Below are 13,506 nucleotides of genomic sequence, written 5' to 3'. Positions count from 1 at the left end.
TTATCATAACTTGTTCTCATGAGAAGCAGTAAGAGCTTATTATTTCACTCTTTTTTAGACACCAGAGATTATGGCTAGCGATAAATCATTGGCACAAAAAATTAGTTGTGCCTATCAATCAACCTATGGACAACTTGTGCGTTTTTTCCACAAACGTACGGGTAATTACCATGATGCAGATGATTTGTCTCAAGATGTGTTTACACTATGGCTAAACAGAAAAGAACAAACACCAGTGCAAGAACAGCGTGCTTTTTTGTTCAAAATAGCGAACCACGTTTTGATTGACCATTGGAGAAAAAATCAAAAGCAAAAAGATATCTATCAGGATGATTATGAACTAGATGACGCAGCTCAAAGTTATGCCACGGAGCTTGATCCGGGATATGTCCTTGAGCATCAACAGCGTTTAGATCTACTTAGTGAAGCAATTGAAACATTGCCTCCACGCCGTCGAGAAGCATTTGTTCTTTATCGTTTTGATGGACTATCACAAAGCGAAATTGCAGAGCAAATGGAAATCTCAATCAGTATGGTGGAAAAACATATTGCGGCTGCCCTATTACATTGCAAAAGATATGTCGATGCAGGACAGGAGAAATGCACGAATGATGAGTAAGCCGGAAAAAAATATACCGGAAACTAAACCTCACACAGATGAGGGAGCAGATCATCTTTTTTTAGAAAATGATGATGAATTACTCAACGACTCTATTGATGAGCAAGCGGCCCTTTGGTTCACCCGACAACACAGCCAAAGGATGACTCCTAAACAACGCCAAGCATTTAAAATATGGATAGAAAATGATGTAAACCGACAAGCATATCAAGATATTGCGGGGCTCTGGCGTCAATGCGATGCATTACCACGACCAACAATAGCCACAGTCGAAAAGAAAAAACGCTCTCTTTGGCGTCCAATGATCCACACCACTGCTACTCTTTGTTTACTCACTGTTTTATATCTTCCTTATAGTCATTTACCTGCATTACTGATGGATAATATGACGCTTGCAACCAGCGACTTACCGAAAGAAATGACCTTAGCTGATGGCTCTAAAGTCTATTTAGACAGAAATACACAGGTAAGAGTGGCTTATGTGCAAGAAGAAAGAAGGCTATGGCTAGATAAAGGACAAGCCTATTTCAAAGTAAAATCAAATTCTTATCGTCCTTTTTATGTTCATGCGGATACTCGATTAATTAAAGTTGTCGGCACTGAATTTGAAGTTAGTCGCTATGATAACCACCAAATTAACGTAGCTGTCCATGAAGGGATTGTTGAAGTAAAAGCAACACCAAAATCGTCCCCAGCCTATTTGTATGCTGGCTCTCAAGCCACCAGCACATTAGCAAATGACAGTTTTGTTATCTCTTCGGTCAACATTGATTCCGTGGGAAGTTGGCGCTTTGGCCAACTGCATTTCTTTGAGCGCCCATTGAATGAAGTGATAGCCAAACTCAAACCTTATCTTGATATCAATATTCAAATTTCCTCACCCGAAATTGCCGAAATGAAAGTCTCAGGAATAGCTAACATAAATGATGCCAAAGACTTTATTACCGCAATTCCACTTATATTGCCGGTTAATGTCGTTTTTACTGATAAAAACAATGCCTTAATTATCAACAAGTAAAAAGAAAAATGAAAAATATTCTTTTTTACAGGTGAGGATAATTCTCATTTCACCATCTTCCTTAGTAACAACAATTATTAAGTTAGTGAATGGGATTGGTGAAATGAAAATGAATAACAAAAAAGGAGCCCTTAAGAGGTCTCTACTAGCGTTGCTAATAAGTACCACTATTGCTGCACCTTGCGCTTATGCATCTACCGTTTCAGTAGCTTTACCAGAACAGTCTTTGGCTGATTCATTAAGTGCCATTGCAAAACAAGGGCAAGTCCAAATTTTATTTGATGCAAATTCGGTTAAAAACCTGCGTGCTCCAGCACTTTCAGGTCAATTTGAAACCCAAACTGCATTACAAAAAGTCTTAATTGGTAGTGGGTTAGAAATTATTCCACAAGGAAGTGGATTTGTTATTCGTCCTCTCGCCACAACTAACGCGATTGTTATTCCTGAAGTTAAAGTCACCGGTGTTGGTAGCAGTTATCACCCAGCTACCGATGTCGTTTCCGCTCCGCAATACATCACCGCTGAAGAGATAAAACAGCGTAATACCGGTGATGGAAACGTAACTGACTTACTGAAAAGTAACCCTGCTGTTCAGTTTTCCAATAATGACAGCACATCAATGAATCAGGGTGAAATTAAACCTTCACGTATTTCTATTCATGGCTCTAGTAGTTATCAAAACTCCTATAAGCTTGATGGCGTCAGCTTTAATAATGACTTTGACCCAGCGAACTCAGGTAATGGTGAAACCAACACCCGTGTTAGCAGTGACGAACAAGGTATGTATCTTGATAGTCGATTAATTGATAGCGTCGCAGTTTACGATAATAATATTCCTGTTGAGTTTGGTGGTTTTACTGGCGGGACTGTCGAAGTACAAAGCCGTCGCTGGTCAGGCGAAACTCATGCCAATGCCTATTACCGCACAACGCGCTCAAGCTGGAACAATATTTTTACTGATCCAAAACTGAATTTTGATACAGCCAATAATGATTTTAGTAACCCGGCTCGCTTCCAGAAAAAATACGATAAACAAAACTTTGGTGGTTGGTTTGAAACGAGTCTAACTGACAATACGGGGTTAATTTTCTCTGCATCACGTCGTGAATCAACTATTCCGATGATGATTAGTGCTGAGGGCGGAATTATCCTTACGCCAGATGGCCAGTTAGAACAAGTCGAACAAACGCCACACTATCGTGATCAGACCCGTACTTCAGATAACTATTTTATTAAATATTCATGGGATATTTCAGAAAAACAAACCTTTGATTTATCAACAAATATTGCGCGATACAAAAGCTATTTATTCTCAGGTTCAGTCTATAACTCAGGCTATGATAATGAGCATAATGGTTTAAGTTTTACTGCACTTTATAAGCATCAACTTGATCTTGGTTCATTAGAATTAACTGCGGGTTATCAAAACCTTGAAGATAAGCGTTCTAATGATCAAGACTACTTCGTCACCATTAAAGACTATACCGATTGGCAAAACCCACAGCAGATAAGCAGTGGTGGTCAAGGTGATTTGAAGAGCAAACAAGAAACCTACAATGCCAAAAGTATTATGCGATTTAACCCTGTTGAATGGGGTTCGGTTAGCCATCAGCCAACAACAGGGTTTGAAGTTAGCCGTACTAAAGGCTCTTATGTTCGAGACAAAACCTATTACAACCATACCTATACTGGCTCTACATGGGGCGATGAGTGGATGGGTTCATTACAACAAACAACCCGTTTCTTAGCGGGTACACATGATGCTTCATATACCAACTATGCGATTTATGTTGACGATAATCTCCAATATAAGCGCTTAACACTGCGTCCAGGCATTCGTTTAGATAGAGATGATTTTGTTCAAAAAAATAATATCTCTCCACGTTTAAGCGGAACTTATGATATTTGGGGTACTGGTAACACCTTAATTATTGGTGGCGTAAACCGTTACTATGGCCGTTCAATGCTGACTTATGCGCTTTATGGTGCACAAAACGCAGGCCTACAACACTGCTACTTCTCTTGTGATAACGATAATCCAAGCGATTGGGAAAACCGTACCGACTTTGAAGGTGTTGATTCACTAAAAACACCTTATAACGATGAGCTGACACTCGGCTTGCAACAAGAAATTGCATCAACCACTTGGCGTTTACAATACGTTCATCGTGAAGGTCGTGATGAAGTTCGTAGTGATACCAAATATCCAAATGACAAAGATAAAATAAGAATTCGCCATTTTAATAATAATGGACGTAGTACTCACGATACCTTAACGCTTTCTGTGAGAAACAGTCAGCCTTGGGAATTAGCACGCGCTGATCATGTTTTTAATGCCTCTATTAGCTGGCAAAAAAGTAAAACAAATACGCCTAAAGACTCTGGTTATGCCAACTTCGATCCTAGTTCACAAGGGATGAACTACGACAAAGTATGGTATGACGGAAAAATCATCAATGCCAAAGACTTACCTTCTGGCAATTTTAACTCACCATTAAAAGTTACCGCTGAACTTACCAGTGTTTGGGATGATTTGGATTTAACTTGGTATAACCGTCTTCAATGGAATGGCGCTCGTTCACAAGCAGAGAAAGCCAATAATGGCTCCCCAAGACCAAGTGAATATGGCCCATTATTCGAATACAAAAAACGTAATTACAGTAGTCGTTTTTCTTGGGATACCAAATTGGGTTGGGAACCTGAATTTGCTTATGGCGTAGGTATCTCTGTTGAAGTGAATAACGTCCTTAACACTAAAAATGTGACTGACTACTTCACTTATCAAGATAAAGATTACAAGTCGTATGAACCAGGCCGTCAATTCTGGTTACAAATCAGCTACGACTATTAATAAATTGACGAAGTTAATGTGAGCAACCAAGTCGATACACAATAAAAATATGACCAATAAGCAATGAAAACAATAAAACAATTTTTCTATTTAGTTTCACCTTTTTGGGGGCGGCGTGCCGCCCTTTACTGCTGGTTTCTATTGATAGTTTCTTTGACCTTAACCCTGTCATCTGTCTGGTTTAACGTCAAAATGAATGAATGGAATGGTAGTTTCTATAACGCATTACAACAACTTGATGGACAAGCTCTCTACAAGCTTCTTCAACAATTTGTCATTATTATTGCAGGATTAATTACTGTCGTAGTAATGGGCGATTTCTTACGCCAAAAAATGGTTATTCGCTGGCGCGAAGGCATGACTGAACAAGTGCTTGATCGCTGGTTATCAAAAAACAGTAAACACTACATGTTAAGGCTGACATCACAAGAGCCTGATAACCCCGATCAGCGTATTGCAGAAGATATTCGTTTACTGATCGAATCAACAATGCGTTTAACTGTCACATTTTTGCACTCATTACTAACGCTTATCTCTTTTGCCACTATTCTTTGGTCACTGTCTGGCGCTATATCCTTCACATTAGGAGGAAGTGAGTGGACAATTCCAGGGTATATGTTCTGGGCTTGTATTATCTATACCATTATCGGGATAACCATTACGCAGTTTATTGGCTCACCCTTGCGTAAGATTAATATGGATAAACAGCGCAAAGAGGCTGATTACCGTACTGCCCTCATCACCCGTAAACAACATGGCGATGCAATTGCCGGTCAGCGTGGTGAAATCAGTGATCGCAACGAATTAATGAGCCGCTTTTTAGGGGTTATTCGTAACTGGAATAACCTTATCCGCTACGAGAGAAATCTTGCATTCTTCACTGTCGGCTATCAACAAGCCACTGCAATGGCACCGATTATTTTTGCCTTACCTAAATTCCTTGCTGGCGAATTAATGCTAGGGGGATTAATGCAATTAAGACAAGCATTCTCTAGTGTTGCAGGTGCATTAAGCTGGTTTATTTTCTCGTATAAAGAGATTGCCGCATGGCAAGCAACAGTGACACGTCTTTATAATTTTGTGGTGCTTTTAGAGCACGATCATGAGCCAGAAGTCGCTGATTTAAACGATAAACAGACTAAATTAAAAGCTAATCTTTCTCTGTTTATGCAAGATGACAGCCTGTTAATCCAAGATATTAACTTCTCTGTAAAAGCGGGTGAGTTAACCGTTATTGAAGGTTGCTCTGGTTTAGGTAAATCAACACTGCTTAGAGCATTAAGTGGGCATTGGCCTTATTTCAAAGGGGAAATTCAACGTTCACCCAATGTGTGTTGGATCCCACAACGTATGTATCTGCCTTTTGCACGTTTAGACAGTTTGCTCGCTTATCCTTGTCAGCCTAATCAATTCTCCGCTAAAGAGTATGAAGATGCACTTCATTTGGTGGGCTTAGACAAAATAAAAAATCAACTTTCACTTGAAACGGATTGGACAACACGTCTATCAGGCGGTGAGCAACAACGTCTTATTTTTGCCCGCTTATTACTCAATAAACCTGAACTTATTTTATTAGATGAAACCACTTCTGCACTTGATGAACAAAATGCATTAAACATGTTGCAGCTACTAAAACAACATCTGCCAACCGCAGGCATTGCGTTAGTCAGCCACCAGCGCTTTACACATGTGATTGCAGATAATGTGATTTCACTCAAAGCCCCTACCGTGTCCTCCTCTCAACCTGCTGGAGTTACCGAATATGTATCGTAAATTACTGATTGTTTCAGTCAGTCTTTCACTTTTAGGGTGTGCGACAAGCACTCCTAATCAAAATGACAAAAGTACACTATTACTACGGCCTGATGTTCGTCATTTTACCCTAGATAATGGTTTAGACGTCTACTTACTGCAACGCCCACAAACCGGTGTTGAAATGCGTCTTTTGGTAAAAAGTGGTTCTGTTCAAGAAGATGAAAAACAGCTTGGTTTTTCACACTTTACTGAACATATGGCATTTAAAGGTACCACTCATTTTCCCGGAACAACGGGCTTTAAACAACTTGAAAGCCTTGGCATGAAATTAGGTAGCCATGTTAATGCCGCGACAAGTTTAAATGCGACGACTTATAAACTGTCATTACCGAATGCAAACCCGATCCAAATTAAAACGGGGTTAAAGATCTTATCTGATTGGGCATTTGAAATGACATTTGACCCTATTGAATTTGATAAAGAACGTCCGGTTATTGTTGAAGAGTGGCGCTTGCGCCAAGGTATCGGTTTTCGTATTAACCGCCAGTTAGAGGAATTGCGTTATTACGGTAGCCGTTATCTAGACCGTGACCCTATTGGTGATTTAGAAATCGTTAAACATGGCGATGTGAAAGATGCAAAACGCTATTACGATACTTGGTATCAACCAGAAAGAATGGCATTAGTACTGGTTGGTAACTTTAATCAGGGTGACGCTATTGCTGATATTAAGCAGCTGTTTAACGCTAAAAATAGCGAAAATAAAGGAATTGATGATCCTTCTTGGCACAATTTTATTGATCATAAAGATCTACTGGTCAAAACGATTTTCGACAAAGAGCAAGGTTCGCGTATTTTACAGTTCACCTTGCAACGTACTTTGCCAGCACCTTTAAATAGTCGCCAAGGTCAATATGAAGATTTAATGGATTCATTATGGCTATCAATTTTAAATCAACGTTTTTCCACTATTGTTGATAATGGCTTAATGGCTTCTATTAGCGCTAATGCACAAGGCGCAATGTTAGACTCTCGTCGTTCACAACAATTGATGATTGCGCACCCTAAAGGTAATGATTACCAAGGTGCATTAGATATCTTATTTACAGAAGTTCAACGCCTCGCCTCTGTTCCAGTGACTCAAGAAGAGCTAGATAATGCCCGTAACGCAATACTAAAACGCCTAAGCCAACAAGCTGCAGGTGAAGAGCGCTATGAGCACGATTATTTGGCCAACCAAATCACAACAGCCATTGAATTGGATATGCCAATTCAAACGAAAAAACAGGCACTGAATTTAAGCTATCAATTAATCAATAAAGTGACCCCTGAAACATTGTCAGCTTATTTTTCTCAATATCTAAAACAATCATCACCACGAGTTGCGGTGATTGGCCCTGATAATGATGCTAATTTGTTCAATGCAACTAAAGCTGCGCAACGTTGGCAAGAAATTAGACAATCAAACCCGGGAGCATTTACCCTAAAAACTCAAGCCGTTGTACTCGATATTAAACCTGAGCTCACGGGTTCAGTTGTTTCAACACAATCACTTCCGATTGAAAAAACGCAAGAATGGACGCTGAGCAATAATGTAAAAGTGATTGTGAAAAATGACAGTTATCTCAAAGATAATATTCAAGTTTCACTACGTATTCCGGGCGGCTCTTCACTTGAAACAAATCAAAGCTTAGGTATGGTGCAATGGGCACTAAAATTACCCGAAGTAAGTGGATATGGTAATTATAATGCACGTGAATTAGCGCTATTTACCAAGCAACACCAAATTAGTTTGCGCCCTTACAGCGAACTATTATTCCATGGTTTCCGTGGCGAAGCGCCAATTGATGAACTAGAAACCTTGCTAACATTGATGCATCTAAAAATTACATCTCCACAGTTTAATGGCGAGAAGTTAGAGCAACAGAAGCAAGCGATGGCATTAGGTATTTCAAAAACACCCGTTGAACGTACTTTCTTGGATAATATCAATAAAGAAAGCTATCAAAATGGCGATCGTTTAGTAATTTCTCCGCAAGGTGCTTGGAAACAGTTTACTGCTCAACAATTACAGCGAACAAACCAAATGATCTTAGGACAACCTGCTGATATGACATTAGTTATCAGTGGTCCTGTCAATATTAATCAGGTAAAATCTCTCATTGAACGCTGGGTTGCAAGTCTCCCAACACGCTCTGAACAGCGTCTATTCTGGGCAGATCCTGCCATTAATCCAAAGCTGACTTCATTTAACAAAACATACCCTATCGCAAGCAGTGATAAGAGTATGGTAAGTATTCAATATGCAGCGCCAGCTCAATGGTCACAACAACAAGTACTTGCGCTTAATTTACTGGATACAGTGATCAGCCAACGTTTAAGACTCAACCTACGTGAAAGAGCTGGTGGGATTTATTCACTTGGGTTCTCTGAAATGTTAACGAAAGTGCCTACAAGCTACTATACCGGTCGTTTAAATTTTACAGCATCACCTGAGCGCGCAGATGAATTAATCACTCTCGCCCGTAAAGTCGTGAATGAAGTTAAGCAGTCAGGTATTACAGAGAAAGAGTTACAAGAGGCTAAAAATATCTGGCTAACTGAAAATTCACAGGTGAATGACAGTGCAAGTTATTGGACAGATGCTCTTGCTCAAGTTGCAACGGATGACCAACAGTATCAGCGTTTACTCACTGATCCTGCCATTATAAAAACATTAAGTGTTAACGATATAAACCAAGTTGCTCGCCAGTGGTTAGGTGAAAATGAAAAGGTCTTTAAGTTAACGCCAGCAACTCAAAAATAAAAATAACTTAGGTTAAACCGATAAGCCATAAAGTCACTTAAAATAAAACGCCCAGATCAAGTCTGCATATAGCATGAGAACTGGGCGTTTATTCATCTATTTTAATCAAGTTATAGCAATGATATTCAATTTTATTGACTATTAAATTTATTAATCTTTTTTCACTGCAAAACGACCACTACCTAAAAACATCACCGCAATCGCAGCAAATAGGTAAAAGCCAGCGCTTTCTGGTGCCCATCCCCCTGTTTTAGGGTTTAATGCAAATAAATCACCAGAGTGAACCATCAAGACAGCAACAAACATTGTACCTGCTAAAACAAGTGCTGACGCACGAGTAAACAGACCGATAATCAGTAATATAGGTGCAACCACCTCCCCAATCACGGTACCGTAAGCAATAAAGGCGGGTAGATTAAAATTAGCCAACATCCCCTGAATACCAGCTAATCCACCCGGTTCCATTTTATGAAGCCCATGTAATAACATTAAAACGCCAAGAGAAACACGTAATACAAGTTTACCCAAGTCAGAACAGTCAACAAGTTGATTAAATTTATTAATCATAACGTCTCCAAATTGAAAATAGTGATGTGTATTTTTAATACGTATTAATAGGTACACTACATTATATGATGAAATATTATGAATGAGTGTGATTTTTATTATCACTATTTGTTCTCATTAAGTAATCACTTAGATTATTATTGCTTTATAACGTGCTATTCACCTTTTCCATGATTAAGATCACAACTTATTAACATAATGAACTCTTAATCACCGACTTCTCGTTATGCTATAGATATCTCATCTGACCAGTCTAAAAAGGGTATCTGATGGCACATTATTCTCATCTATTTTCGCCTCTTGATTTAGGGTTTACTGTACTTAAAAACCGTATTCTTATGGGCTCTATGCATACTGGACTCGAAGAAAATCCAAATGATGCCCCAAAACTTGCACAGTTTTATGCCCAACGTGCGGCTGCGGGTGTTGCATTAATAGTCACTGGAGGGATCTCTCCCAATAAACAAGGTGTGTTATTGCCTCATGCTGCGACATTAATGTCTGAAAACCAACTAGCGACTCATCAACTTGTTACGGATGCAGTTCATCAACAAGGAGGTAAAATTGCTTTACAGATCTTGCATACAGGTCGTTATAGCTACCAGCCAAACTTAGTTGCCCCTTCTGCTATTCAATCTCCAATAACCCCTTTTATACCAACAGAAATGAGTCATGAACAAATCGAACAAACTATCGATGACTATATTCATTGTGCTCAATTAGCCCAAAAGGCGGGCTATGATGGTGTTGAGATAATGGGATCTGAAGGCTATTTAATTAATCAGTTTTTAGTCAGTCATACTAATCAGCGAAACGACCAATGGGGTGGAAATATTGAAAATCGTTGTCGTTTCGCTTTACGTATTCTTGAAGGCATAAAAAAAGCAGTAGGTGAGCGGTTTATTATTATTTACCGCCTCTCTATGTTGGATTTAATTAAAGATGGCTCGGATGCCTCAGAGGTGCTTTATCTTGCTAAAGCTGTAGAGAAAGCGGGCGCAACAATGATCAATACGGGGATCGGTTGGCATGAAGCGCGTATCCCAACCATTGCCACTATGGTGCCAAGAGGCCAATTTGCGAATGTAACACGCGAATTAATGGGAAAAGTGAATATCCCTCTTATTACATCAAACCGTATTAATACACCACAAACCGCAGAAGCTATTTTAGCGGAAGGCTGTGCTGATATGGTTTCAATGGCTCGCCCTTTTCTTGCTGATCCTGAGTTCGTACTTAAAGCACAACAAGGACGTGAAGATGAAATCAATACTTGTATTGCTTGTAATCAGGCGTGTCTTGATGAAATATTTTCAGGTCAAACAGCCTCTTGCTTGGTTAATCCTTTTGCTTGCCGAGAAACCGAACTTCTAGTTATTCCAACCCAACAACCTAAAAAGTTAGCGGTTGTTGGTGCTGGGCCTGCGGGATTATCTTTTGCGGTAACCGCCGCGAAACGTGGTCATCATGTCACACTATTTGAAAAAGAAGATATTATTGGTGGGCAACTGAACATTGCTAGCCAAATACCCGGAAAAGAAGAGTTTCAAGAAACCCTGCGTTACTTTAAACGGCAACTACAACTTACGGGCGTCATTGTTAAAAATAATACCGAAGCCACACCTCATCACCTTAAAAACTTTGACGAGGTTATTTTAGCCAGTGGTGTTACTCCTCACAGTCCTGACATTGAAGGGCAAGATAATGAGATAGTTAAAACTTATCTTGATGTTTTAAAACACCATCAACCTGTGGGTAAAAATGTGGTGATCGTTGGTAGCGGAGGTATTGGCTTTGATACAGGCCTTTATCTTACGCAAAAAGGGCAATGCAGTAGCCTAAGTCCTTGTGCTTTTAATAAAGAATGGGGCATTGATCCGACGCTTTCATCTCGTGGTGGTATCAAGCCCACTAATCACCTTAAAGACAATACCAAACACATTGTGATGACACAGCGTAAAGCTGGAAAGATAGGTTTAAGTTTGGGTAAAACAACAGGTTGGATACACAGACTAACATTAGAAAAAAAAGGCGTTAAATTTTTAACACATTGTCATTATCAAAAAATTACGCCAGAAGGTCTTGTTATTGAACAAGATGGAAAACAACAACTTCTTATGGCTGATAATATTATATTGTGTACAGGACAACGCGCTTATCACCCTTTATTTGCCCCCTTAGAAAAAGAAAACAAAACAGTTCATCTTATTGGTGGAGCAAAAGATGCCAGTGCATTAGATGCAAAACGCGCTATTAGACAAGGAACTGAGCTAGCACTTGCCATTTAAACCGTTAACATGATGATAAAATGACAAAAAGAAACCCCACATAAATGTGGGGTTCTATTTTTTATTATTGATTATTATTTTTACAGCATCTTCCTGTCTTACTACCTACCCTTTTTACCCATTATTTTTTTCAGTTAATGGATTATCTGAAATACGATTATCTTCAGCAATACAGACTGTTGCAGTAAAAAGAACATCTGTTGCTGAATTTAATGCAGTTTCTGCTGAATCTTGCAACACACCAATCATGACTCCAACAGCAACAACTTGCATTGCAATATCATTACTAATACCAAACATGCTACAAGCTAATGGAATTAATAGTAATGATCCTCCAGCAACTCCTGATGCACCACAGGCACAAATTGCAGCAACTAGGCTTAATAACAGCGCAGTTGGGATATCAACAGGCATCCCCAGAGTGTTTACAGCCGCGAGTGTCAAAATAGTAATAGTGATTGCAGCTCCCCCCATATTGATGGTTGCACCTAATGGGATGGAAACAGAATAAGTGTCTTCATTTAAATTCATACGACGACACATAGCCATATTCACAGGAATATTTGCAGCTGAACTACGCGTAAAGAAGGCGGTTACACCACTTTCACGCAAACAGGCAAAGACTAATGGATATGGGTTACTGCGAATTTTCCAAAATACAATTATTGGATTCACTACTAAAGCTACAAACAACATACAGCCAATTAGCACAACAAGAACATGCAAGTAACCAGATAAAGCTTCAAAACCTGTTGTTGCGATAGTTGACGACACTAAACCAAAAATACCGATAGGGGCTAAACGAATAACAACACGTACTAGGTTTGTTACTGCATCCGCTAAATCTTGTGTTAAAGCTTTAGTAGTATCACTTGCATGGCGTAATGCTAAGCCTAGTCCGATAGACCACGCTAGAATGCCCATATAGTTACCATTAATAAGTGCATCAACAGGGTTTGCAACCACATTAATTAATACACCTTTAAGGACTTCAGCAATATTTTCAGGTGGTGACAGTTGTGATTCATTAACAACCAGCGTTAAAACGGATGGGAACATAAAGCTTGCCACAACCGCGGTTAATGCAGCAAAGAACGTTGCTAACAGATATAAAATTAATACAGGGCGAATATTCGATTTTTGCCCTTGGCGGTGATTAGCAATCGAAGCCATAACCAGTACCCATACTAAGATAGGTGCTACAGCTTTCAGTGCGCTAATAAACAGGGTACCTAGTAAGCTCATCATCTTGGCAGCTTCTGGCGCTAACCAAGCAAGTAAGATCCCTGCGACTAAACCAACGAGTATTTGTTTGACGAGACTTCCCTTAAAAAACAGGCTGAAGACTCTGGATTGTTGTTTATCCATAGCTATTCCATTACTTAAAATAATATTTAAAAAAGGCATTATTGAGTGTTTGCAATGCCAGTATAAGGAATTGAATCGCGCTGAAAAGCTGATTATGCAAAATATACAGCATTAACCGTTTTTGTTAACAATAAAATAACATAACTGTGATCATAATAGGATTTTGTTCTTTTTAGTATACCAACATGAAATGAAAGAAATTATTATTATCAGTAAGTTATACGTAGCTATCTT

Annotated in this window: 8 protein-coding genes; 6 read left to right on the top strand and 2 right to left on the bottom strand. The window is 39.2% G+C overall.

The genetic code is table 11. The features are described 5' to 3' along the window. Nucleotides 1-70 precede the first annotated feature (70 nt). From GTH25_RS02780 to GTH25_RS02760, 5 genes are all read left to right on the top strand, one after another. A complete protein-coding gene (locus GTH25_RS02780) occupies nt 71-619 on the top strand; it encodes an RNA polymerase sigma factor (RefSeq protein ID WP_075671365.1) in 549 nt (182 codons plus the stop codon). After that, entirely contained in the window at nt 609-1,637 is a 1,029-nt protein-coding gene (locus GTH25_RS02775; RefSeq protein WP_223672546.1) for a FecR family protein, read from the top strand. The genes GTH25_RS02780 and GTH25_RS02775 overlap by 11 nt, the downstream gene beginning before the upstream one ends. Nucleotides 1,638-1,740: 103 nt before the next feature. Beyond that, entirely contained in the window at nt 1,741-4,488 is a 2,748-nt protein-coding gene (locus GTH25_RS02770) for a TonB-dependent receptor (RefSeq protein WP_164530314.1), read from the top strand. A gap of 63 nt (nt 4,489-4,551) precedes the next feature. Further along, nucleotides 4,552-6,261, top strand: coding sequence for an ABC transporter ATP-binding protein/permease (locus tag GTH25_RS02765; RefSeq protein WP_075671369.1), 1,710 nt, complete (start codon nt 4,552-4,554; stop codon nt 6,259-6,261). After that, nucleotides 6,251-9,049, top strand: a complete 2,799-nt coding sequence (locus GTH25_RS02760) for a M16 family metallopeptidase (RefSeq protein WP_164530313.1) — start codon at nt 6,251-6,253, stop codon at nt 9,047-9,049. The genes GTH25_RS02765 and GTH25_RS02760 overlap by 11 nt, the downstream gene beginning before the upstream one ends. Before the next feature lie 150 nt (nt 9,050-9,199). On the opposite strand, the gene GTH25_RS02755 is transcribed toward GTH25_RS02760, so the two are convergent. After that, the gene (locus GTH25_RS02755) at nt 9,200-9,616 is read right to left on the bottom strand and encodes a DoxX family protein (RefSeq protein WP_075671373.1); all 417 of its coding nucleotides are present in this window, start codon (nt 9,614-9,616) and stop codon (nt 9,200-9,202) included. A 269-nt stretch (nt 9,617-9,885) separates the two neighbouring features. Between GTH25_RS02755 and GTH25_RS02750 the strand changes: the two genes are divergently transcribed. Further along, on the top strand, nt 9,886-11,904 hold the full coding sequence (locus GTH25_RS02750) for an NADPH-dependent 2,4-dienoyl-CoA reductase (RefSeq protein ID WP_075671375.1): 2,019 nt from the start codon (nt 9,886-9,888) through the stop codon (nt 11,902-11,904). A gap of 114 nt (nt 11,905-12,018) precedes the next feature. Here GTH25_RS02750 and sstT read toward each other — a convergent pair whose 3' ends face one another. Further along, nucleotides 12,019-13,272: a serine/threonine transporter SstT gene (sstT, locus tag GTH25_RS02745; RefSeq protein ID WP_075671377.1), complete on the bottom strand. Its 1,254-nt coding sequence runs from the start codon at nt 13,270-13,272 to the stop codon at nt 12,019-12,021. Between the last annotated feature and the right edge of the window lie 234 nt (nt 13,273-13,506).

This window comes from Proteus terrae subsp. cibarius (assembly GCF_011045835.1).
Lineage (GTDB): Bacteria > Pseudomonadota > Gammaproteobacteria > Enterobacterales > Enterobacteriaceae > Proteus > Proteus cibarius.
This window is presented reverse-complemented; position numbering and strand designations above follow the sequence as displayed.

Excerpts from the sequence above, each read along its gene's own strand:
- GTH25_RS02755 (WP_075671373.1), bottom strand. The coding sequence starts at position 9,616 with ATGATTAATAAATTTAATCAACTTGTTGACTGTTCTGACTTGGGTAAA.
- GTH25_RS02760 (WP_164530313.1), top strand. The coding sequence starts at position 6,251 with ATGTATCGTAAATTACTGATTGTTTCAGTCAGTCTTTCACTTTTAGGG.
- GTH25_RS02770 (WP_164530314.1), top strand. The coding sequence starts at position 1,741 with ATGAAAATGAATAACAAAAAAGGAGCCCTTAAGAGGTCTCTACTAGCG.
- sstT (WP_075671377.1), bottom strand. The coding sequence starts at position 13,272 with ATGGATAAACAACAATCCAGAGTCTTCAGCCTGTTTTTTAAGGGAAGT.
- GTH25_RS02775 (WP_223672546.1), top strand. The coding sequence starts at position 609 with ATGATGAGTAAGCCGGAAAAAAATATACCGGAAACTAAACCTCACACA.
- GTH25_RS02765 (WP_075671369.1), top strand. The coding sequence starts at position 4,552 with ATGAAAACAATAAAACAATTTTTCTATTTAGTTTCACCTTTTTGGGGG.
- GTH25_RS02750 (WP_075671375.1), top strand. The coding sequence starts at position 9,886 with ATGGCACATTATTCTCATCTATTTTCGCCTCTTGATTTAGGGTTTACT.
- GTH25_RS02780 (WP_075671365.1), top strand. The coding sequence starts at position 71 with ATGGCTAGCGATAAATCATTGGCACAAAAAATTAGTTGTGCCTATCAA.